Here is a 22,741-nt window from a genome sequence, read left to right as displayed (position 1 = left end):
TCCGTCACCGATCGTTCACACACTGTTTAACATGTCATCCCAGAATGGGAAGGTTGGATGACTAGCGTGGACCGCTGTCCACCAGACTTCATTCAGCCCATAGCATTGAGTACGTCAACCAAGGAGATGCCATGCGAACCAGCTACCACGAAGAACTCGACGGGCTCCTGAAAAGCCTTCTCCACATGGCGGAACTCGTTGAGACCGCACTCGAGGAGAGCACCGCAGCCCTGTTCGAGGCCGACATCAACCGTGCTGAGGCCGTCATCAGCAACGATGCTGAGCTCGATCAGCTGCACGAGAAGCTCGAATACGAGTGCCTGTCCCTGCTCGCCCTGCAGGCCCCCGTCGCCGGCGAGCTGCGTACCGTCGTGTCCGCCATCCGAATGGTCTTCGAGCTCGCTCGCATGGGCGACCTCGCCGCACACATCGCGAAGATCGCGCGCCTCCGCTACCCCAACAAGGCGCTGCCGGAAAGCCTCGAACCCAACTTCCGCTCCATGAGTGAAATCGCGCTGAAGATGATCGACGTGGCGCGCGAGGCCCTCGCCAACCGCGACGCCCAAGAGGCCTATGGCTTGGCCGACATCGACACCAAGATGGACGATCTTCGTCGTGAACACTTCAACGTCCTGCTGGATGAGAACTGGAGCGACGGCATCGCCGCTGCCGTGGATGTCGCGCTCGTTGGCCGTTACTACGAGCGTTTCGCCGACCACGCCGTCGCGGTGGGTCGCCGCACCATCTACCTCATCACCGGCGAGGTCCCGGAGGGCGAAGACTGGCCGAACGCCTGATTCCATCAAACGCCGTGACGCCCGCATACACCCACCAGGTGATGCGGGCGTCACGCATGGGCGGGTAGGCTGCAACTATGACTAACACGCTGATCCTGCTCCGCCACGGCGAGAGCGAATGGAACGCCAAGAACCTGTTCACCGGCTGGGTGGACGTCGACCTCAACGAGAAGGGCCTCGCCGAAGCCGAACGCGGCGGCAAGCTCCTGAAGGACGAGGGCATCCTGCCCGACGTGGTGCACACCTCGCTGCTGCGCCGCGCCATCAAGACCGCCAACATCGCCCTCGACAACGCCGATCGCCATTGGATTCCCGTGAAGCGCTCCTGGCGCCTCAACGAGCGCCACTACGGCAAGCTGCAGGGCCTCAACAAGACTGAAATCCGCGACCAGTTTGGCGAAGAGCAGTTCATGCAGTGGCGCCGCAGCTACGACGTGCCGCCGCCGCTGATCGATGCCGACGGCGAGTTTTCGCAGTTCTCCGATGAGCGATACGCCGACATCCCCGAGTCGGAACGTCCGCTCACCGAGTGCCTCAAGGACGTCGTCGGCCGCATGCTCCCCTACTGGGAAGCCGAGATTAATCCCGACCTCACCGCGGGCAAGACCGTGCTCGTCGCCGCACATGGCAACTCGCTGCGTGCGCTGGTGAAGCACCTCGATGAGATCTCCGATGACGACATCTCGAGCCTCAACATCCCAACCGGCATTCCGCTGGTGTACGAGCTCGATGATGCCTGCAAGCCCGTCACGAAGGGCGGCCGCTACCTCGATCCGGAGGCCGCCGCTGCTTCCATCCAGGCCGTCGCCAACCAGGGCAAGAAGTAACCGTCGGGCCACACCCGCCTTGTGACCGTTATCCTCCACGCCTGCACAAAATCCTCGAAATCCGGGGGTGTGCAGCTTCTCGTGGAGGATAACGGTCACTTTTTCGTGGTGCCTGAGAGCGCCCCGCCGGCCAGAGCCAACGCAGGTGGCCCACCTCTCTGGCCAGTCCCGTCCAGATTTCGACCGTTATCATCCACGAGAAGCCGCGAACCCCCTCAATATCCAGATTTTCTTCGGGCGTGGAGGATAACGGTCATTTTCAGGTGGTCGCTGCTTCAGCGCTGCTCACCGCGTAGGCTTGCGATATGCAGACAGCAGTAGTGACAGGTGCAAGTTCAGGTATCGGCGCCGCAACCGCGCGGCTGCTCGCGCAGCACGGCCACAAGGTGATGTGCGTGGCCAGGCGGGCCGAGCGCGTGGAGTCCCTGGCGAGCGAGATCGGCGGCATCGCGTTCCCCTGCGACATCACCAACCCCGATGACGTGGCCCGCCTCGCGGAAGCCGTCGGGGATTCCCTCGACGTACTGGTCAACAACGCTGGCGGCGCGCTGGGCCTCGAAAATGTCGGCGAGGCGCGCCTGGACCTGTGGGAACGCATGTACGCCACTAACGTGCTCGGCACCGCGCGCGTCACCCAGGCGCTCCTGCCCGCGCTCACCACGGCGACGGGCATCGTCGTGTTCGTCACCTCAATCGCTGCCGACGCCGGCTACGAAGGCGGCGCGGGGTACTGCGGCGCCAAGGCCGCCGAACGCTCGATGGTGGAATCCATGCGGCTGGAGCTCGTGGACACCGACGTGCGCATCACGGAGATTGCGCCCGGCCTCGTCGCCACCGATGAGTTCTCGCTCACCCGTTTTGAGGGCGACGCCGACCGCGCCGCAAAGGTGTATGAAGGCGTGCCTGGCCCGCTGGTTGCGGAAGACATCGCCGACGCCATCTGCTGGATGGTCACCCGACCCCACCACGTGAACGTCGACCGCCTGACCATCCGGCCGCGCGCCCAGGCAAAGCACAAGATGCATCGCGTCACCCAGTAGCGCGCTACTTCGTTACTCCGACGGCGCCTCGTCGTCGTGGTGCTTCCCGCGGCGCTTGAGCTTGCGGAACACCGACGTCACTGGGTTGCGGGAGTCTCCCTCATCCACGGCGACGGGGGGCAGGTCTGCATCGCTGTCGTGGTCGTGGGTGAAGCGCACTCGACGGAGCACTAGGTCTTGGAAGAAGCGGGCTGACTTCTCCGATTCACCACCGACGACGTGCCCGTCGTCCGTAGCCCACGCGATATCACGGGCGACACGTTCGCCAGTTCTGAGGTCGATCATGTCACCCAGGTAGCGCAACACGACGGCGCTCGCCGCCGCCACCGGCACCGCTAGGAAGGCGCCGATGATGCCAAACCAACCGCCGCCGAGCAGCACTGCCAGGATGATGACGACGGGGTGCAGCTCCATGACGCGAGACTGCAGCACGGGCTGCAAGATATTGCCCTCCAGCTGCTGCACCAAGATGACAAGACCGAGCACGAGGAGCGCCTGCACGACGTCGCCCGTCACCAACGCAACGAGCACTGCGACACCGCCTGCGGTGACAGCGCCAACGATGGGAATGAATCCGGCCATGAACGTGAGCACGGCGATGGGGAACGCGAGCGGCACTTTCATCAGCCACAAGCCAGCGCCGATGAACACCGCATCTACCATGGACACGATCGCCTGCGTGCGGATGTACCCCGACAAGGTATTCCACAGGCGCGTGAACAGCTCAGAGACGTGGAAACCGCCCCGTCGCCCGACGACCGTGCGCGCCCAGCCAACAAACTTGTGCCCGTCCTTCAGCATGAAGAACACGATCACGAGCGTCATAGCCAGTGTGACGAGGCCGCTGGATACGCTGCCGCTCACATTGAGCGCAATGCTCACGAGATCTTCAGAATGCCCCTGCAACCACTCGGTGAGCTGACCAAGGTATCTATTGAGCTGTTCGTCGTGAATGTTCAGCGGCGGGCCCGACGCCCAGTTTTGCACCTTGCGGATGCCCTTCACCGTTTGGTCGGCGAGCACCGGCCACTGGCTCACGACGCTGGGCGCGATCAAGCTCACCAGCCCACCAATCAGCCCAGCACCGAGCAGCAAGCTCACCAGAGCACCGATGCCGTGGGGTACACCGATACGACGAAGACCGCTCACGACGGGATACAGCACGGAAGCGATGAGTAACGCGAGCAGCAATGGGATGAGCGCCTCGCGCACCTGACCCAACGTCCAGAAGGTGAGGGCGACCGCGGCAGCCATGAGCAGGAACCGCCCGCACCACGCTGCGAACGCCTTCGCGCCTTCGCCGATCACGTCGGCGCGGTCGACTGGAGCGCGCGGGTTGGGAGCTGGGAGGGTTCCGTGGCCGTCGGGGTCAACGGGGTCCTCGCGGCGTTTGCCGCTCATCTCCTGGCGCAGCTCGTCGAGCGAAAGCGGCTGCGTCGGTTCGTCCTCGTCGTAGCTCATCAAACCTCCAATCCCGGAGCCTATGCTATCCAATCGTCTGAGCGGGTAGCTGGGTATGCATCTCGATACGGGCCTTCGGCCCTACTCGATGATCGGGGGCAGTCGCCTCAGCACCGATGGTTGAGTAGCCGCCGCAGGCGGCGTATCGAAACCCCTCCCTAACAAGGAATGCGGGAACCCACCTGTTTCGGTGGGTTCCCGCATTCTTTATCGTCAGATCGAACTGCGGCGGGTCAGTCGGCCATTGCGATGAGGGCCTGGCCGCCCTGGACTGCGTCGCCCTTCTCCACGAGGATGGTCTCGATCTTGGCGGCCTTGGGCGCCGTGATCTCGGTCTCCATCTTCATGGCCTCGAGCACCAGCACGACGGTGCCGGCCTCGACTTCCTGGCCTTCCTCCACGAGGATGCGGCTCACCGAGCCGGCGAGCGGCGCGGTAATGGCACTCGCGCTCGACGCGGGCATCGATGCCTTGGTGGGGATGGGGTTCGAGCCACCATTGACGCCGATGACCACCGGCCCCAATCCCTGGCGCTCCTCTTCCTGCACCTCGACTTCGATCTCGTACTCCGTCTTGTCGACGGTCACCTTCAACTTCATCATTGCCTACTCTCGGACTGTCAACGGATGTGGGGTACGGAACGGTTGTGCACACGCCCACGCGCAGCCGCCGCCCAGCTTTCCTGGTGACGGAAGCGCACCGCACGCACCTTCGCCTTGTGGCCCATGTACGCCGCAATCGCGGCGCCAATCACCACGAGGTGCTCCTCGGGAATCTTCTTATCGGAATTCAGAGCAGCGAGCTGCGCCTCCACGGAGGCCAGACGCTCGGTGAGCGCCTGCACCTGCTCTTGGAGTTCCTTCACGGATACATCAGACATCTGCGTGCTCCGATCAGGCCGGGCCCAGGCCGTGCTTCTTGGCCGGACGAATCTCGCGCTTGCCGACGAGGATCTCGAGCGCCATCGCGATCTCACGGCGGGTGTCTGCGGGGTCGATGATGTCGTCGACGAGGCCACGCGCGGCCGCCATGTACGGCGTCGAGAAGGTCTCGCGGTATTCCTCCACGAGTTCTGCGCGACGCGCCTCCTTGTCTTCGGCAGCCTCGATCTCCCGACGGAATACGACGTTGGCAGCGCCCTCGGCACCCATCACGGCGATCTCAGCCGTCGGCCATGCAAACACCTTGTCAGCGCCCAAGTCCTTCGAGCACATCGCAAGGTACGCGCCACCGTAGGCCTTGCGCATGACCACGGTGATCTTCGGCACCGTCGCGGCGGAGTAGGCGTAGAGCATCTTCGCGCCGTGGCGGATGATGCCGCCGTGCTCCTGCGCGACGCCAGGCAGGAAGCCGGGCACGTCGACGAGGTTCAGCAGCGGGATATTGAACGCGTTGCAGAACCGGATGAACCGCGACGCCTTGTCCGACGAGTCGATGTCGAGCACGCCCGACATCACCGACGGCTGGTTGGCGATGATGCCCACCGTGCGGCCGTTGATGCGGGAGAAGCCGACGACGATGTTCATCGCCCAGCCGGCCTGGACTTCGAGGAAGTCGCGACGGTCGACGATCTCGGCGATCACGTCACGCACGTCGTAGCCCTTGTTGCCCTGCACGGGAATGATGTCGCGGAGCTTCTCGTTGGGCTCCACCACGTCGTCCGGGTCAACGATCGGCGGCTCTTCGGAGTTGTTCTGTGGAAGGAAGCTCAGCAGCTTCTGGGCGATGAAAATGGCCTGCTCGTCGTCGTCGGCGACGAAGTGCACGACGCCGGAGCGTCCCATGTGCGCGTCGGCGCCACCGAGGTCGTCCTGGGTCACTTCCTCGCCGGTGACCTGCTTGATCACGCCGGGGCCCGTGATGAACATGTGGGCCTTGCGGGTCTGGATGATGAAGTCGGTCAGCGCCGGGGAGTACGCCGCGCCACCGGCGCAGGGGCCGGAGATGATGGAGATCTGCGGCACCGCACCCGACAGCAGCACGTTCTGGTAGAACACCTTGCCGTAGCCCGACAGCGAGTCGATGCCTTCCTGGACACGGGCGCCGCCCGAGTCGTTGATGAAAATGAACGGGGTGCCGGTTTCCAGCGACGAGTGCAGCGCCTCAGCCACCTTGATGGAGTGCGCCTCGCCAGCAGAACCGCCCATGACGGTGAAGTCCTGGCTGGCGACGTGCACGGGCCGGCCGTACACGGCACCGGTGCCGGTGACCACACCGTCGGCGGGCATGTTGGCTTTGTCCATGCCGAAGGTGGTGGTGCGGTTGCGACGGAACGCGCCGACTTCCTGGAAGGTGCCGTCGTCGAGCAGCCGTCCCAGCCGCTCGCGAGCCGTCATCTTGCCCTTGGCGCGCTGCTTCTCCAGCTTTGCCTCGCCGCCGCCGGCCTCAACCTCAGCGCGGCGTTCCTTCAACTGTTCGAGGCGATCAGCCATCGTGTATTCGTGAACCATGCTCATGCTCCTCAGGCGGGCTCAACCGTGACGCTGTGTTCGCGTCCGGCCAGCTTGACGTTGTAGTTGACGGGTGCGGTGATGCCCTGCGCGGGGCCTGCGGCCTTGGCTCGCTCGGCAGCCAGCTGCTCGGGCGACTTGGCGACGCTCTTCGGGCCTTCTGCACGGGTGGCGAGGAATATCGCGGCCACGTTCGGGAACATGGCGTGCGTGAGCACGTCCTCGTCGGTGCCGTCGAAGCCTTCGAGCCCCTTCGCCTCCTCCGTGAGCTTGTCCCACTCGGGTTCCAGCAGGTCGGCGGGGCGCACCGTGATCTGGTCCTTCTTGGCCTGCGCCTTCGCGAGCTCGATCACCTCGGGGTTGCGCTCGCCCAGGCATTCGCCGTAGTAGCCGAGCATCAGGTCGGCAAACTCGCCGGTCATCACCTTGTAACGACCCATGAGGACGTTGAACACAGCCTGCGTGCCGACGATCTGCGACGACGGAGTCACCAGCGGCGGGTGCCCTGCGTCGGCCTTGACTCGCGGAACTTCGGCCATCACTTCGTCGATGCGGTCGCCAGCGCCCTGCGCCTTGAGCTGCGACTCCATGTTGGAGAGCATGCCGCCGGGGATCTGGGAGCTGAAGATACCGGTATCGACGAGCGTCTTCGACTCGAACTCCGCGTACTTCGGGCGCACGCCCTTGAAGTGGTCGCGGATCTTCACGAGGCGGTCCATGTCCAGGCCGGTCTCGTAGCCGGTGTCTTCCAGCATCTCGACGAGCGACTCGGTGGGGTTGTGGCCGGGGCCGAGCGACATCGAGGAGATCGCCGTATCGACGACGTCCGCGCCAGCTTCGATGGCCTTCATCAGCGAAACGAGGGTGACGCCGGTGGTGGAGTGGCAGTGGACGTTGATCTGCACGTCGCCGTAGGTGTCCTTGATGCCCTTGACGATGTCGTAGGCGGGCTGCGGCTTCAGCAGGGCGGCCATGTCCTTGAATGCGATGGATTCTGCACCCATGTCGATGAGCTGACCAGCCAACTTGATGTATCCCTCGACGGTGTGTACCGGAGAGATCGTGTAGCAAATCGTGCCCTGAGCGTGCTTGCCCGCGTCGCGCACAGCCTGCATCGCACGCGCCATGTTGCGGGGGTCGTTCAGCGCGTCGAAGACGCGGAATACGTCCATGCCGTTCTCGGCAGACTTCTCCACGAACTTGTCGACGACGTAATCCTCGTAGTGACGGTAGCCCAACAGGTTCTGCCCGCGCAGCAGCATCTGCAGCCGCGAGTTCGGCATCAGCTTGCGGAACGTGCGGAGACGCTCCCAGGGATCTTCGTTGAGGAAGCGGATGCACGCGTCGTACGTCGCACCGCCCCAGCATTCCACGGACCAGTAACCGGCCTTATCAATGTCTTCACACGCATCGACCATGTCCTCCATGGCCATGCGAGTTGCCATCAAACTCTGGTGCGCGTCACGGAGGGCAAGCTCGGTGACGCCAATCTTTCGCGCACTCATGCGTACTATCCAACCATGACACCCAAGGCCCTCAATAGGCACCCCTGACACGAAGCAGCCACCGGCCGTTTGATAGAGTTCGGGAGCCTATTCTGCCCATTCGCAGGCCACATCGGGTGTGTAGCAGCGACGCTGCTCGGGCCCACGGCGCCTGCTGGGCCATGCCCCGAAAGATAGATCAAGTTCGTGGCTCGTCTGACCACCACGAACTTGATCTATCTTGACTCATCCGCGCTCTGGGTATCAGTACTCAACTCCGATGTCCTGCCTTGCAGGGGGCCACAACTGACCCTCCTCGTTGTTAGCGTCGCTGACGAACAAGGAGCAGCATGTCGTATACCGAGTCACCTCTGTCCGCCACCGTCGAACGAGTGCTCAGCAACCAAGAGAGCGAGCTCCCCACCGAGCTACCCGAACCCGCTAGTGTGCGCGTCGAACGTCACGCCGGAGCGGTCGCCGTGACCTCGGATGGGCGCACGGTCACCGTCGAGTTGATGTCTCCCTTGAAGCTCACCGCGCCGGAGCTCGCCGAGGCCCTCACGCAGGCAGCCAACGAGGCCCTGCAGCAGGCGCATGAGCAGTTCATGAGCGAGTTGGCGGCTGCCGACGGGGGCTCGTCGCTGGAATCGATGGCCGCGCTGGGCGCTGAGCTGCGTGAGGCCTACGACGCCGAGTGGAAGGCCCTCGACGAACGTATCGACAAGGTGGCAGCGCTGTGAACTACCAGTTCTCTCCGTCGTCGTGGCACAACGGTTCGCGGAGCCTCGACACCACCGCGCAGCAGTTCGTGTCGCAAGCCAGCGGCATCCTGGGCAGGCTCATGAACGTGGCGGACACGGTGCCGATGGCCTCCACGCAAGCCGACGCGGCCGTCGCCCAGATCCTCATGGCCGTCGGCAGCGCTGGCCAGCGCACCGTCGCGGGCATCGCGCGCGGCTTGAGCTCCGAAGCCGGCATCACGCGCGACACCGGCGACGCCTACGAGCGCTGCGAAACGAACAACGAATCCATCGCGTCCAAGGTGGGTGAATAGCAGTGGGTATCCAGCTTCCTGGCGCCCTCCGCGAGGCGCAGGCGTTCGTCGGGCTCCCGTTCCCCAGCACCAATGAGTCGGCGCTGCAGGGCAGAGCCTCCGATTGGCACCAGCTCGCGTCCCTCGCCGCCTCCACGCTGAGTGAGATTTCCCAGACCGCGCAGTCGGTGGCGTCGCAGAACAAGGGCGAGGCCGTCGACGCGTTCGCTGAGTTCATGGCCAGCGGCGGGGGCAACGTCGGTTCGCTGCGAGATTTCCAGATGGCGTGCCAGTCCGTCGCGGTGGCGCATCACATGGCCGCGATGACCATCCGCACCCTGAAGATGGCCATCATCGCGCAGCTCAGCATCGTCGCCACCGCGATCAACGTGGCGAAGGCGGTGCCGCAAGCGATTCCGGCGGCCTACCAGGTGCGGCAGCAGGCGTTCATGTTCATTCAGCAGGCGACGCAGATGGCGGCGAGTCAGTTGAGGGCAGGCTGATGGCGAAGCGATACCCACCCGAAGTTGTCGACCTGGCCAATGGCGGCATGTTCCGTCGCGTCGTCGGCAAGAAGTTCAACCACAAGAACGTCCCCGACTCCATGCAGGGCGTGGACGACGAGCAATTCTTCGACAACCTCGATAAGGCCGAGGAGAAGGCGTCGAAGAAGAAGTACACCGACAAGCGTAAGAAATTCGTCGGCTCCACCCCCAGCAAGTACAGCAACGTCGGCAAGCATGTGCTCGAACGCATGCACGACGAGGACCCGTCGCAGATCAAAAACATGCCCGACGGCGGGCCTGCAGACTGGAGCAAGGACGAACTCAAGAAGGTGCAGGTCAAGGGCGAGGACGGCAAGTTCTACGGCTACGACGAGTGCGACATGGGGCACTACCCCATCGATGCCGTCGTGTATTGGAACAACGTCGGGCGATTCTACGGACCCCAGGCGCCCGAAGTGCGCGAGTGGATGAACGACCCCAACAGCTACATCCTCCAGCCGGGCGTCTTGAACCAGGGCGACGGGCGCATCATGGGCGCATCAGGCATGACGTATCAACCGCCCGTGACGCTCCCCGACGGTGTCGACATACGCGACGTCGAGTCCGATGTGTTGAAGGAGCTTCGAGATTTCAAGGGCGAACCGAAAGACATCGGCGGTTAGGATTTAGAACATGACTAGGCCAGCTGTAGACGGCGAGCTGCAAGGCCGCCTCGACGAACTCATTGCCGACGGCGTGCAGGCCCGCAATGCCGACGATCTGTCCGGTGCACTCAGCAAGTGGCAGGAGGCGTGGAGTCTGCTGCCCGAGCCAAAGCTCAGCTGGGAACTGTACCCGCAGGCGCTCACCCTGAGCATCACGGACACCTCCGTCGACGCGGGGGAGATCGCCGACGCCGCCCGCTGGCTCGAGCTGCTGGAGCAGGCGTACACGCCGCACACCGAAGAGTCGCGCGTGCTCGTCGACTTCGTGAAGGCGAAGCTGTTCTTCCGCGCAGGCAAGGATGAGCTCGCGTTCGCCTATTTCGACGCCATCGTGAAGGCCAAGGGCATGCAGATCTTCGACGGTGAAGCCCCCACCTACCTGGAGTTTTACCGTTCGCATGCGCAACCGGAAACAGCGCCGGCGAGCCCCGCTGGAGCGCCGCGTATCGAGGTGCCCGACCCCGGAACGGGCAGGCCGCAGGTGCAGCTCGACGACGCCACCCACCGTCGGGTGGTGGCGCTGATGGAGTCCGGCGACGAGTTGGTCGAGCGCGACGACGAGGCGCAGGCTGCGCAGCAGTACATCGAGGGGCTCCGCCTGCTGCCCGACCCAAAGACGCAGTGGGAGCACGCGCTGATGCTGTACATCGCGCTGGCCGATGTCTGCCTCAGCTTCGAGCAGTACGAGGCTGCCGAAGACGCTGCCCGGTACGCGATGCAGTCGCAACATGGTCTCGGTAATGGGTACGTCTGGCTGCGGCTAGGCGATGCGTTGCGCGGGCAGCACCGCGATAAGGACGCGCTCGAGGCGTACACCTCGGCGTACATGGCGGAGGGCGACGAGCTCTTCGAAGGTGAAGATGAGGCGTTGGCCATGCTCGACGAAGCAGGCATCCGAAAGGCCTAGCCACCGTCGCGATTGCAGGGCCGACTTCGCCCGCGCGTGCTACTCGGGCGCGCCTCCCGTAGGTTAGAGGCATGCGGCATGAACAGCAGACGGTGCAGGGCCCCACGTGGCGAATCCAGGTGCTTGGCGAAGCACTCGTACGGTTTGAGTGGGATGCGGACGGCGTCTTCGTCGATGGCCCCACCCAGGTGGTGACCGACCGCCCCGTCGAGCGCACGTCGATGGTGGTCGAGGAACGCGGCGACGGTGTGCAGATCATCACGGAGGCGTTCCAGCTGGATTACGACGGCGCCTCGCCCAGCGTTGCCGGGCTCACCGTCCGGGCGCGATCGAATTACCATGCGGTCTGGCGCTTCGGGCAGCCCTTCGAGAACCCGTTTGCGCGGCTGTTCAACAAGCCCATCAATCTCGGCGGCACCACACGCACGCTCGACACCGTCGACGGGCGTTGCGAGCTGGACGACGGCATCGTGAGCGATCTCGGCATCAGCGTGCTCGACGATTCGGCATCGTTCCAGGTGCTCGCCGACGACGAGTTCGTCGCGCCGCGCGAGGGGCACGTCGATCAGTACGTGTTCGTCCACGATCGCGATCACGCAGGGGCGCTGGCTGATTTTGCCCGGCTGACCGGCCCCACGCCGCTCGTTCCGCGGTACGCGCTCGGCAACTGGTGGAGCAGGTTCCACCGCTACTCAGCGGACAGTTACAACGAGCTCATGAACACGTTCGAGCGCCACGAGCTGCCGTTTAGCGTGGCCGTCATTGATATGGATTGGCACATCACCGACGTGGAGCGCCGCTTTGGGCATGGCTGGACGGGTTACACCTGGAACCGCGAGCTCTTCCCCGATCCCGAGGCGTTCCTGCAGGGCCTGCACGAGCGCGGGTTGGCGGTGTCGCTGAACGTCCATCCGGCTGACGGTGTCCGGGCCTTCGAGGATGCGTACCACCGGGTGTGCGAGATGGTGGGGCAAGAACCGGGTGACGAGTTGCCCGTCGATTTCAATCTCACTGACCCTGCGTTTAGGAGGGCGTACTTCGAGGCGGTGCATCACCCGTTGGAGGCGCAGGGCGTCGACTTTTGGTGGATCGATTGGCAGCAGGGCTCCGTCGCGCAAAACGGCATGGACCCGCTGTGGCTCCTGAACTACTTCCACACGGTGGACATGGCGCGACGGGGTCAGCGCCCGCTGGTCCTCTCCCGCTACGCGGGCCCAGGGTCGCATCGCTTCCCCGTCGGGTTCTCGGGCGACGTGGTCTCGTCGTGGGCGTCGCTGGCGTTCCAGCCTGAGTTCACGGCGACGGCTGCCAACATCGGCTACGGCGTCTGGAGCCACGACATCGGCGGGCACCTGCTGGGTGTGCGCGACGATGAGCTTGCGCTGCGCTGGCTGCAGTTTGGGGTGTTCTCCCCCATCAACCGGCTGCATTCCAGCAACGACGAGTTCTCCCGCAAGGAACCGTGGCAGTACCGCGACGATGTGAGCGACGTGATGGGCGCGTTCCTGCGGCTCCGCCACGCGCTGGTGCCGTACCTCTATTCGGAGTGGGCGGACGGCACCCCGCTGCTCAAGCCCATGTACCACGCCTACCCTCTGAGCGAGGGTGCCTACGACGTGCCGAACCAGTACCTGTTCGGCAGTCAGCTCATCGTCGCCCCCGTGACTTCCCCGGTGGACGATGTCACCCAGCTCGCGGCCACGCACACGTGGCTTCCTGAGGGGCGGTTCGTCGACGTGTTCACTGGGTTGCGGTACGTCGGAGGCCGGTATGTGACGATGCATCGGGATATTGAGTCCGTTCCCGTGCTCGCGCGCGAGGGCGCGATCATCCCGCTGGCTGCACGCGGTACCCGTCCTGCGGATCTGCCTGAGCTCTTCGACGTGTGGGTGGCCCCCGGCGCCGATGGCAACTACACGCTGGTAGAGGATGACGGGGCGCTCGACCCCGCGACAGTCACCACGCGCATCACCTGGCATGATGCGACGCGCACGCTCACCGTCGACGTGCCTACCGGCGCCACTCACATTCTGCCTGAGACTCGCACCTGGCGGGTTCGGCTGCTGGGCAGCGGCATCGACGAGCTGCGCGAGGCCAGCGTGACACTACGCACCTCGCCGCTGGAGTGGACCGCGCCTGAGGTAGTGGCCGACGACGACGTGCGCGCCCGCTGCCAGGCGATCTTGGAGCGCGCGCAGACGGCCGTCGCCCACAAACACACCGCGGCACGCATTCTCGACGAGGCCTCGTCGCCGCTGCGCGCGGTGCAGGCATTGAGCGAGACCCCGGTCCGTGGCGCAACCCCCGACGAGGTGACCCGCCTACCCGAGCCCCTCGTCGCGGCCCTTACCGAGGTGTTGACCGCGTCCGCATGATCGGCTCCGGAGGTTGGTAGCCGCTGGCCCCACCACCGGTGGTTGCGTAGCGCCGGCCCCATCACCGGTGATTGAGTAGCGCCCGTAGGGCGCGTATCGAAATCACCTCCCACGAAAACTTCAAAATCCGTACGCAGATTGATCAAACCGTCCGATTTTGGGGGGTTAAGCGAATCTGCGTACGGATTTTGAAGTTTTTTCGCGCTGCATCTCGATACGGCGACTTCGTCGCCTACTCGATGGCCGGATAGGGTGGGGCGCCCGCGTCACTCCCGGTGGTTGAGTAGCCGCCGTAGGCGGCGTGTCGAAACCCCGGGCTTCTTCAGCGTCAGGACTGCTGCTTCTTGGCTTCCTCGAGGAGCGCGTCGATGTCGAGCTCCTTGATCTGCTCGATCAGGGAGTCGAGCTGCTTGCCGCTCAGCAGGCCGGACTGGCGGAACACCAGCTGGCCCTTACGGAACCCCATGATGGTGGGGATAGACTGGATCTCGAGCGCGGCGGCGAGGTCGCGGGCGTCCTCGGTGTCAACCTTGGCGAACACGACATCGGCGTGGCGATCGGAGGCTTCCTCGAAGATCGGGCCGAATCGCTTGCACGGGCCACACCAATCAGCCCAGAAGTCGACGAGCACCACCTCGTTGCCCTCGACGGTGGACGCGAAGTTCTCGGTGGTCAGTGCCGTGGTGGCCATACGTAGTCCTTCCCTACTTGGTTACTCTTCATACCAACGTGCAGCGAGCCTAGTTCATTCCCGATGGGCAACTAATTGAGCGCGAGGATGCGTCGGAATGGCAGCGGCACCCGGATTTCCTCACGCCGCGCTCGATCGGCAAGATGCTCGACCGCCGCATGCGCGCGCGCCGCATCGTCGGTAGCCCGCAGCCCCGCCAGGAGCAGTTCAGCGTCGCTACGGTTGCGCACCGTGAAGTAGAACTTGGCGCGCGCGTCCTCCGCCTTCTGCAGCCCGGCATAACGCAGCAGCCGCACTGCGCGGAACTCGGTCTGCCCCGGCACGTGCGGAAAACGCCGCAGAATACGCACCAGTGACGACATCTCCTTCGCGTCGTCGAAGTTCAGGGGGCGCATCGACGGGGTCAGCGCGGCGAACATACCTCCCGGGCGCAGCACCCTGGCGACTTCCGAGAGCATCAGCATCCGGTTCTCGTTGACCGCGAGCCCCATGTCGCTCACCACGGCGTCGAAGGTTGCCGGCCCAAACGGCAGATAGTTCACATCGCCTTGCACGAGCTCGCGCCTACCCGGTCGCTGGGCAACCGCGATGGCGCTGGCGGACCAGTCGACGCCCACCACCAACCGTCCGTCACGGGCCACTTCTTCCACCATCGAACCGGAGCCGCAGGCGAGCACCAGCACCCGATGAGCGGTAACAGATACCGCGCGCCCCAACCACTGGTACGGGGTGTGTGCACCGCCGAAGCTGCGCGAGAGCACCTCCTCGATGGCGCCGGGGCGGCGGTTGAGTAGCCAGTGCAGCGTTTGATCGTTCACGTCACAGCACCGTGACGAACAGCAGTTCGGCATCGACGGGTGAGATCTCGAGCTCATGCTCCCCCACGCGGACGCCCAAGCCGTCGTCGACGCGCTCCAACTCTGCGCCGGGCAGCACGCCAGCCTCGAGGAGTGCCGCGAACGATTCGCGGCTGGCTTGGAGATGTTCACTCAGCCGAATGACACGCAAGTTCGTAGCGCCTTGTCGCGAGGCTTCGGCGAGGGTCAGCACCTCGTCTTCGGGGGCATCGGAGACGGTGATGCCCAGCTCGTCGAGCGCTGGAATGGGGTTGCCGAAGGGGGAACAAACCGGGTCGTCGATGATGTTCACTAGGCGCTGCTCGACGTCGAGCGAGATCACGTGCTCCCAGCGGCAGGCCTCGTCGTGCACTTTCTCCAAGTCCAGCCCGATCACGTCGGTAAGGAGGCGTTCCGCCAGCCGGTGCTTGCGCATGACGCTTCTCGCCAGGGCGCTGCCCTCGTCGGTGAGTTTGATGGTGCGGTCGGGCTGCACGACGAGTAATCCGTCGCGTTCCATGCGGGCGACGGTCTGTGACACCGTCGGCCCGGATTGATGCAGCCGCTCCGCAATGCGGGCACGCAGAGGCGCGACGCCCTCCTCGAGGAGTTCGTACACCGTCCTCAGGTACATCTCGGTGGTGTCAATCAGGTCGCTCATCGATAGTCATCATAGACTTTCTGAGCGCCTCCATGGACGGGTTTCAGAGCACTCGCTCTCCGCGATGCCATACCTGGTGGAGGGTGCCGTCGTCGTCGACGAGGCACACGTCGGCACGTTTCCCGACGGCGAGCTCGCCCACATCGTCTAGCCCGTGGAATCGCGCCGGGGTCGTTGCCGCCATGGCCGCAACGTCGGGGATGGAGATGCCGACGGTACCCACGCAGAACTGAAATGCGTCGGCCATGGTGAGTGTGCTGCCGGCGATGGCGCCCTCCGAGCCGTCGTCGGTAGTCAGCCGGGCGACGCCGTCGCGCACCTCAACATCGAGGTTGCCGAGCAGGTAGCGCCCGTCGTCGGCGCCGGTGGCGCTCATGGCGTCGGTGACGAGCCCGATGCGGTGCGCGCCAGCCGCGTCGTAGGCCATGCGGATGACGTCGGGGTGGAGGTGCACTCCGTCGCAGATGAGTTCGACGAGGACGCGTTCGTCGTGCAGCAGCGCGGGCACCGGCCCGGGCTCGCGGTGGTGGATGCCATTCATGGCGTTGAACAGGTGCGTGGCGACGGTGGCGCCTGCCGCGATGGAAGCGTTGCAGATGTCGGCATCGGCGTTCGAGTGCCCGAATGCGACGGCGACGCCCGCCTCGACGAACTGCTGGATCGCCTGCATCGCGCCCTCGCGCTCGGGGGCCATCGTAATCATGCGCAGCGCGGGCCCACCGGCGTCGAGGAGGCGCTGGACGGTAGCGGGATCCGGGTCGATGAGTAGGTGTTCGGCGTGGGCGCCCTTCTTCTCGGGCGCGAGGAATGGGCCCTCGAGGTGGATGCCGTCGATGACGCCCTCCTCGGTGAGCTGCCGTAACACTTCCTCCTGCGCCACCAGGTCGTCGACGGAGAGCGTCACGGTGCTGGCGAACAGCGTGGTGGTGCCTTTCGAGAGGTGGAAGGCGCGGGCGCGACGGTTGGCGTCGAGGTCGGGGGTGCCGAAGCTCACCTGCACGGCGCCGTGGCAATGGGTGTCGACGAAGCCTGGCACGGCCCACAGGGGCATCGCGTCGGGGGCACCATCGGAGATGTCGACGATGCGGTCACCGTCGACGGTGACCCTCGCGTCGGCGACGATGCCCTGCGCGGTTACGGCCTTCTGCACCACAAAACTCTGCATTGCTCCATTCAAACAGGCTGCCCGGCTGCTGAGCACCAATTGCAACGAAATGAGCAAGTGGAATGATGGGAGGCATGCAGATTCCCCACCACCTCCTTCCGCACGATGGCAGATTCGGTTCTGGGCCGGCGAAGATTCGCGACGAGGCCCTGGCCTACCTGGCCTCCCGCAACGACCTGCTGGGCACCTCGCACCGCCGACCCCCGGTGAGGGAACTCGTCGGGGATGTGCAGGCCATGTTGGCCGAGCTGTACGCGATGCCGGACGGCTACCGGGTGGTGCTCGGCAACGGTGGGGCGAGCGCGTTTTGGGATATTGCGGCGTGCTCGCTCATCGAGCGGCGCTCCTCACATGCGGTATTCGGGGAGTTCAGCCGGAAATTCGCGCAGGAAACCGCGAATGCGCCGTTCTTGGAGAAGCCCGACGTGGTCGAGGCCCCCGCTGGCTCAATCGTACTGCCCGAACTCACTGGCGCCGACGTGATGGCGTGGGCGCACAACGAAACGTCTACCGGCGCGATGGCTCCGGTGCAGCGACTCGGCGATGGCTTGATGCTCGTCGACGGCACCTCGGCTGCCGGTGGGGCAAACGTCGATCTCGCCCAGACCGACGCCTACTACTTCTCGGCCCAAAAGAGCTTCTCTGGCGACGGTGGCATGTGGTTCGCGTTCCTCTCCCCCGCTGCGCTCGAGCGTGCGGAAGCCATCGCGCAAACCGGCCGCTGGCTACCAGGGATACTCGATCTGGGCGCTGCTGCCAAGCAATCCAGCAAACAGCAGACGGTGAATACGCCATCGGTGGCTACGTTGCTGCTGTTGCAGGCGCAGCTGCGCTGGATGCTGGAGCTCGGCGGCATGGAAGCCATCGACGCGCGCTGCCGACGCAACACCTCCATCGTGTACGACTGGGCTGAACAGCACAGCTTCGCCCGCCCCTTCGTCGAGAATCCCGACGAGCGCTCCACCGTCGTCGCCACCATCGAACTCGACGAGAGCATCGACTCCGCGTTCTTGATCTCGCAGCTGCGAGACAACGGCATCGTCGACGTGGACCCGTACCGCGGAGTGGGGCGCAACCAGCTCCGCATCGCAGGCTTCCCCTCGATCAGCCCTGAGGACGTCGAGGCCCTCGTGAACTGCCTCAACTTCCTGATCGAACGTATGTAACTGTGGAGCAACAGGGGCGGGGCTGCACGAGATGCGCAGCCCCGCCCCTGTGGGTTTCTCCCCGCAGACTCAGTGTCAGCGGCGAGTGAGCGTGAACACGTCAGAGCGGTGTACGCCCAGGCCATCGCCGTACTGTACTGCGACCCGCCACTTCAAGGTTCCAGCACTGTAGCGACCGTACGTGAGCGGGATCACGTAGGACCCGTCGGTCTTGGTGGCACGAACCTGCGACCTCGACCAGGTGCCATTGGGCAGCTGCACCTCGGTCCAAACCCTCGCGTTGGCCTGCGAATCGGCGTGGCCCCACACATAGGTAACCGCACCCACGGCCTTCACACCTGCCGACCGTGCAATCGGCTGGGCGTACCGGCGCTGCACCATCGGCGCCGACACAACCTGCTGCTTGCCGGCGTCGTCACGAACGACGACGCGCCATACGTAAGCTTGGTTGTTATTTCGCCCGTACGTCAATGGGATCACGTACTGACCGTTCTTGTCGGTCTTCCGAACCTGCGATGTGGACCATTTGCCGTTATCGAGCAGCACCTGGGTAGCTACCGTCGCGGGCTTCTTCCCACCGGAGACCTTGCCCCAAGCGTTCGAGTGCCAGCCCACCATAGACTTCGACGCCACCTTGGCAGTCAGCGAGACCTCGTCGGGATCCGGCTGCGGCTCCGGCTCCGGGGCAGGATCGTCGGCCAGTTTGATGCCGACGATCACCGGGTCGTGGTCGGAGGAACGGAACTCGTCGGCGGCGTACAGCTGCTGTTCCGCCTGCTGCTTGAACTTCATCGTGTAATCGATGAGCGGCAGCTCGTCGGAGTTGATGTGCCAGTCGGCGGCGCCGACGACCTTCTCCGTCAGGGCTGCGTTGGACAGCGCGTAGTCGAGGTAGCCGAGCTGACCGTTGAAGACGTAGGAGTACGCCTTCTCGCCCTGGAACTTCTTGGCGAGATCGGTGAATCCGGCCTTCTCGAAGGTCTGAATCGGATCCTCGTGGTCGTAGCTGTTGAGGTCACCAATCACGAGGATGTGTTCGGACTTCTCCACACCAATCTTGTCGCCTGTGAGCCAGTCGCTCAGCGCCTTGGCTGCCTCGGTGCGGGTCTCCTGGCAGTTGCCGACGAGCGGCTGCAGTGTGGCTTCCGACGGATCGCCGCAGGCCGAGCCCTTCGACTTCAGGTGGTTCACCGCGACGGTGACCGTCTTCCCGCTCGTCTTCTCCTTGAAGGTCTGCGCGAGTGCAGGGCGGTTCTTCGTATCAATGAAGCGCGGGTCGTCGGCGCTGGTGAGCGTGTCGAACTTGCCGACCGGCTCCACCTTGCCCGGCTGGTAGATGAACGCGGTGGTGATGGCGTCGGTGCCGATCGTGCCGGTCTTCAGCGCGGCCCACTTGCCCGACTCGCTCGCGGCATTGAGGGCCTCCACCAGCGTCTCGACGGCGGTGCCGTTGTTCTCGATCTCGTTCAGGCCAATGACGCCTGCGTCGAGCTTGTTCAGTGCTGCGACGATCTTGTCCTGCTGGCGCTTAAGTTCCTCCGAAGTCTCCGCGCCGCGTGCGTTCTTGTCCTGCGAGCTCAGCGTGGTGAAGTAGTTCAGCACGTTTGCGCTTGCCACCTGCAGGTCGCCACCCACCTGGGGCACGTCGGGGCGCTTGTTGACGTTATCGATCGTGCCCGCCTGCGTGGGCTGCAGCGCCCAGTTGTCGAAGCGGTAATCGAGGATGCCTGCGACGCCGTTGATCTGGTCGCCCGCACGGAACAGGTTGTCCATGGTGAGCGGTTCGAGGGTGGCGGGGTGGATCGCGGGCGAGGGGTTCTGGTTGCTGCGGCCATCGTCGATGAGTACACGGTTGGTCAGGTTGCTATCGAGAATCTTGGCTGCCTCGTTGCTCGACGCGTGCGCCAACGCGGTGGGCTGGAACTGGCGCTCCGGGCCGACCGCAATCTGGCCGTACCGCCCGAACTGGTAGAGCTCGAGGACGGTGAGCGGCTTCGCGAACGTCACGAGCATGCCTTCGTACTTCTCAAACTCAGTGTTGGGGAAGTCGATCACGGTCGGATCAGGCAGCTCAGCGGTGCCGCACTTGGCGCCCTTCGTCACCTTGACCTGCGTCATCGAGTAGTGCTCGCCCGCAGTGCCGGTGACGGCAACTTTGTCTCCGACGCTGATCTCGCCCACGCTCTTCTTCTCGTCGTGGATGAAGATGCCGTCGGAGGTGGCGTCGTTGTTGTCGCCTTCGTCTTGGAGGTAGAAGCCGTTGAAGCCGCCCTCCTGGAAGTCGCCCACGACGGTGCCGCGGATCGTCACTTCCTTGCCGCCCATGGGAGTCTTGTCGCCCTCGCCCTGCACGGCACCGATCTTGGTGACTTCCGCAGTGCAGAGATCCGACGGCTCCGGCTCCGGGTCGGGCTCAGGGTCCGTCGGTGCTGACGTGCCGTCCATGGTGTGCGAGCCAAGGCCGTCGAAGGTGTCCTTGGGCTGCTTCTCCCATTCCACCGTGACATCGAACGCGTCGTTGGGGTTCGTGTCGCCGGCGGTGACACTCGGCTTACGCACCAGCGTGACGTCGGCGCCCCACTTCTCCATGCTTCCAATCTGGCCAATCGAATCGACGACCGCGTCGCCCTTCTTGAGCACGAGGATGTCATCGCCGTTGAAGTTGGTGATGGCACCCTGCGCCTGGCCCTTGCTCCTCAGCTCGGCCCCGGCCTGAGCGTTGACAATGACGTAGGTGGTACCAGGGGCAAGCTTTCCTTGCAGCGTCATGGTGTTGTTCGGCGAGGTCTTACCATTGGTGTACAGCTCGATGCTGTACTCGCTGAGGTCGACGGCCGACTCGGTGCCGTTGTAGATCTCGACCGCCTTTTTGCTGCTCGATCCCTCGACGTATTCGCTGATGATGAGGTCGGTTGCTGCTGCATTCGCGCTCATCGGAAGCAGCCATGAAGCTGCCATGACGCTCGTAGCAAGCAGTCCGGCCACGGTCTTTCGTCCTGGACGCACGTTGTCAATCCTTCGCTAGCAATAGTCGTTGCTGACAGCCCACGGGTACGGGCTTGTAAGCAAACTATGGCCTAGAGGTGTCACCTCGAATAACGAGAAGATGAACACCAGGTAACACCGACCGCGACTACGAACGAGCAAAGAAGGTGACTAGGCCCGCAGCAACCCCAACGACGCCCGCCAGGATGAGCGCCACCATCGTGATGGTGCTGCGCGGCTTAGCCTCCTCGAGCGCCTGTTCCTGCTCCTGCGTTGCACTCGAACTCGGGCTCGGCTCCGACGACGGTACGGCCGACGCGCTCTCGCTCGGCGAGAGAGTTTCCGACGGGGAAGGCTCGGCGCTCGGCGTCGTGGTGATGTTGCTCGTGGGCACCGCAGCCTCACGAATCACGCCGGTACTGCCGAGCAGCAAGGTGTCATCGTCGATCGCAGCGACGGATTCAGCATGTGTTTGCGTCGCGTACGTCTCTACGGCCTTCGTCTCCCAGGTGAACGCGTCGATCACGTGCACGCCGTCGGCGGCGCGCAGCACCATCGTGCCCCCGTCGGGGAGGAACACGCCATCGGTGACACCGTCGGGGGCATCCGTCACACGTTCCAACTGGTTGTGACCCTGGCGGCTGGGATTGGCGGGCGCGCGGTAGATGCCGGGATCGTCGCCGGTTGATGCGAAGTAGATGCGCCCCTTGCCGGAAACCATCATCGCCTGAATGTCGATGTCATCCGGGTACTCGAACACGAACGAGCGGTACTTCTTGGCCCCTGCCTGGAGGCTCGAGAAGCGGTAGACCGTGAACGTGGAGCGGTCACGATCGGAGTTGCCCGTGTCTCCGACGTACATGAGGCCGTCGTGAATCGCGAGCGCCTGCACGGAGGTGAGGTCTTCGCCCTTCCAGCTCATTTCTGAGCGTTCACCGTCGGAACTCACCCCCACGAGTACGCCGTCGTTGGCGTGATCGCCGGCGAGCCAGAGGGTTTCGCCGTCTGCATCCCAGGCCATGCCGACGGCCTCACCAACCCCGTCCTCGGGAACGTCGATGTCCGCGGCAGCGGGAAGCATAACCGTGGCGGTGGCTATCACAGCGGTGGCGATGAGGCAGTTTCGACGATGTTGCATTGCGAGATCAGCCTACAACGAAGTAGCAAGGGCGCCGACCAGAACCACGGCAATCACGATCACGAGCACAATCGTGACAATTCTCTGCTGGCCGCGGTTATTCATCGAGAGCAGTCTACGCGCACTCAACGCCCTCGCTACCACGGCGCAACGCCAACGGTGACGACGCGCTGAAACCCAACTGGCGCGAGTTGTCCACAGACTTTTCCACACATTGTGCACAACTCACACCGTTGTAATTCCAACACTGTCGTTCGCTGGGGCCACGTCAGTCGAGCCCGCGCCGCACCAACCGTCGAGGCGGTCTCGTCAGCAGCAGCGCCGCCAGCATTCCCGCGACGATGACCCCCGCTCCCAGCGTGGCCTGGTAGCCCCACAATGGGACGGTGTCCAGCCATGCCCCGCTGGAGGCGATCCGCCTATTCCATGCGACGTGGTACGCGCTGACCGCAAGCCCGGCGCCGAGCCCTAACGGCACCCCGAACAGCAAGATCACCGCAGCTCTCGCGAGCCCG

22 protein-coding genes are annotated in these 22,741 nt (G+C 64.4%); 10 read left to right on the top strand and 12 right to left on the bottom strand.

Features of this window, described 5'->3' with window-relative positions:
• Positions 1–131: 131 nt before the first annotated feature.
• From phoU to Q0X68_RS09035, 3 genes are all read left to right on the top strand, one after another.
• A complete protein-coding gene (gene phoU, locus Q0X68_RS09045) occupies positions 132–797 on the top strand; it encodes a phosphate signaling complex protein PhoU (RefSeq protein WP_297750548.1) in 666 nt (221 codons plus the stop codon).
• A 77-nt stretch (positions 798–874) separates the two neighbouring features.
• Positions 875–1,624 carry a phosphoglyceromutase gene (locus tag Q0X68_RS09040; protein WP_297750545.1) on the top strand — a complete coding sequence of 250 codons (750 nt, stop codon included), beginning with the start codon at positions 875–877 and terminating at the stop codon, positions 1,622–1,624.
• 305 nt (positions 1,625–1,929) lie between these two features.
• Positions 1,930–2,664, top strand: a complete 735-nt coding sequence (locus Q0X68_RS09035) for an SDR family oxidoreductase (protein ID WP_297750542.1) — start codon at positions 1,930–1,932, stop codon at positions 2,662–2,664.
• 12 nt (positions 2,665–2,676) lie between these two features.
• Here the strand turns inward: Q0X68_RS09035 and Q0X68_RS09030 are convergent, their stop codons facing one another.
• From Q0X68_RS09030 to Q0X68_RS09010, 5 genes are all read right to left on the bottom strand, one after another.
• Positions 2,677–4,125, bottom strand: a complete 1,449-nt coding sequence (locus tag Q0X68_RS09030; RefSeq protein ID WP_297750538.1) for an AI-2E family transporter — start codon at positions 4,123–4,125, stop codon at positions 2,677–2,679.
• Between the two features lie 233 nt (positions 4,126–4,358).
• Positions 4,359–4,724, bottom strand: a complete 366-nt coding sequence (locus Q0X68_RS09025) for an acetyl-CoA carboxylase biotin carboxyl carrier protein subunit (RefSeq protein WP_297750593.1) — start codon at positions 4,722–4,724, stop codon at positions 4,359–4,361.
• A gap of 20 nt (positions 4,725–4,744) precedes the next feature.
• Positions 4,745–5,005, bottom strand: coding sequence for a hypothetical protein (locus Q0X68_RS09020; protein WP_108871213.1), 261 nt, complete (start codon positions 5,003–5,005; stop codon positions 4,745–4,747).
• 13 nt (positions 5,006–5,018) lie between these two features.
• Positions 5,019–6,575 (bottom strand): acyl-CoA carboxylase subunit beta, encoded by a 1,557-nt coding sequence (locus tag Q0X68_RS09015; protein ID WP_297750590.1) that lies wholly within the window; start codon positions 6,573–6,575, stop codon positions 5,019–5,021.
• 11 nt (positions 6,576–6,586) lie between these two features.
• A complete protein-coding gene (locus Q0X68_RS09010) occupies positions 6,587–8,080 on the bottom strand; it encodes a methylmalonyl-CoA carboxytransferase subunit 5S (RefSeq protein WP_297750533.1) in 1,494 nt (497 codons plus the stop codon).
• Positions 8,081–8,409: 329 nt separating this feature from the next.
• On the opposite strand from Q0X68_RS09010, the gene Q0X68_RS09005 reads away from it, so the two are divergent.
• From Q0X68_RS09005 to Q0X68_RS08980, 6 genes are all read left to right on the top strand, one after another.
• The gene (locus Q0X68_RS09005; RefSeq protein ID WP_297750530.1) at positions 8,410–8,799 is read left to right on the top strand and encodes a hypothetical protein; all 390 of its coding nucleotides are present in this window, start codon (positions 8,410–8,412) and stop codon (positions 8,797–8,799) included.
• Positions 8,796–9,113 carry a hypothetical protein gene (locus tag Q0X68_RS09000; RefSeq protein WP_297750527.1) on the top strand — a complete coding sequence of 106 codons (318 nt, stop codon included), beginning with the start codon at positions 8,796–8,798 and terminating at the stop codon, positions 9,111–9,113. The genes Q0X68_RS09005 and Q0X68_RS09000 overlap by 4 nt, the downstream gene beginning before the upstream one ends.
• Positions 9,114–9,115: 2 nt before the next feature.
• On the top strand, positions 9,116–9,595 hold the full coding sequence (locus tag Q0X68_RS08995) for a hypothetical protein (RefSeq protein ID WP_297750524.1): 480 nt from the start codon (positions 9,116–9,118) through the stop codon (positions 9,593–9,595).
• Positions 9,595–10,260 carry a hypothetical protein gene (locus Q0X68_RS08990; RefSeq protein ID WP_297750521.1) on the top strand — a complete coding sequence of 222 codons (666 nt, stop codon included), beginning with the start codon at positions 9,595–9,597 and terminating at the stop codon, positions 10,258–10,260. Before Q0X68_RS08995 ends, Q0X68_RS08990 begins: the two co-directional genes overlap by 1 nt.
• Before the next feature lie 10 nt (positions 10,261–10,270).
• A complete protein-coding gene (locus Q0X68_RS08985; RefSeq protein ID WP_297750518.1) occupies positions 10,271–11,209 on the top strand; it encodes a hypothetical protein in 939 nt (312 codons plus the stop codon).
• Between the two features lie 71 nt (positions 11,210–11,280).
• Positions 11,281–13,584, top strand: a complete 2,304-nt coding sequence (locus Q0X68_RS08980) for a glycoside hydrolase family 31 protein (protein ID WP_297750515.1) — start codon at positions 11,281–11,283, stop codon at positions 13,582–13,584.
• A gap of 328 nt (positions 13,585–13,912) precedes the next feature.
• On the opposite strand, the gene trxA is transcribed toward Q0X68_RS08980, so the two are convergent.
• From trxA to nagA, 4 genes are all read right to left on the bottom strand, one after another.
• On the bottom strand, positions 13,913–14,275 hold the full coding sequence (trxA, locus tag Q0X68_RS08975; protein WP_297750513.1) for a thioredoxin: 363 nt from the start codon (positions 14,273–14,275) through the stop codon (positions 13,913–13,915).
• 71 nt (positions 14,276–14,346) lie between these two features.
• On the bottom strand, positions 14,347–15,093 hold the full coding sequence (locus tag Q0X68_RS08970; RefSeq protein ID WP_297750509.1) for a class I SAM-dependent methyltransferase: 747 nt from the start codon (positions 15,091–15,093) through the stop codon (positions 14,347–14,349).
• A gap of 1 nt (position 15,094) precedes the next feature.
• Positions 15,095–15,772 carry a metal-dependent transcriptional regulator gene (locus Q0X68_RS08965; RefSeq protein ID WP_297750506.1) on the bottom strand — a complete coding sequence of 226 codons (678 nt, stop codon included), beginning with the start codon at positions 15,770–15,772 and terminating at the stop codon, positions 15,095–15,097.
• 43 nt (positions 15,773–15,815) lie between these two features.
• Positions 15,816–16,937 (bottom strand): N-acetylglucosamine-6-phosphate deacetylase, encoded by a 1,122-nt coding sequence (nagA, locus tag Q0X68_RS08960; protein WP_297750503.1) that lies wholly within the window; start codon positions 16,935–16,937, stop codon positions 15,816–15,818.
• 65 nt (positions 16,938–17,002) lie between these two features.
• Here nagA and serC point away from each other — a divergent pair, with 65 nt between their 5' ends.
• On the top strand, positions 17,003–18,103 hold the full coding sequence (serC, locus tag Q0X68_RS08955; RefSeq protein ID WP_297750587.1) for a phosphoserine transaminase: 1,101 nt from the start codon (positions 17,003–17,005) through the stop codon (positions 18,101–18,103).
• Positions 18,104–18,178: 75 nt separating this feature from the next.
• Here the strand turns inward: serC and Q0X68_RS08950 are convergent, their stop codons facing one another.
• The 3 genes from Q0X68_RS08950 to Q0X68_RS08940 all read right to left on the bottom strand — a co-directional run.
• Positions 18,179–21,109: an ExeM/NucH family extracellular endonuclease gene (locus tag Q0X68_RS08950; protein ID WP_297750500.1), complete on the bottom strand. Its 2,931-nt coding sequence runs from the start codon at positions 21,107–21,109 to the stop codon at positions 18,179–18,181.
• Positions 21,110–21,236: 127 nt separating this feature from the next.
• The gene (locus Q0X68_RS08945; protein ID WP_297750497.1) at positions 21,237–22,226 is read right to left on the bottom strand and encodes a hypothetical protein; all 990 of its coding nucleotides are present in this window, start codon (positions 22,224–22,226) and stop codon (positions 21,237–21,239) included.
• Between the two features lie 268 nt (positions 22,227–22,494).
• The coding region (locus Q0X68_RS08940; RefSeq protein WP_297750494.1) for a hypothetical protein at positions 22,495–22,741 on the bottom strand (247 nt) is incomplete at its 5' end.

It is taken from the genome of uncultured Tessaracoccus sp. (genome assembly GCF_947286155.1).
Classification (GTDB): Bacteria; Actinomycetota; Actinomycetes; order Propionibacteriales; family Propionibacteriaceae; genus Arachnia.
The sequence above is the reverse complement of the archived record's forward strand: the minus strand, read 5'-3'. Positions and strand labels throughout refer to the sequence as shown.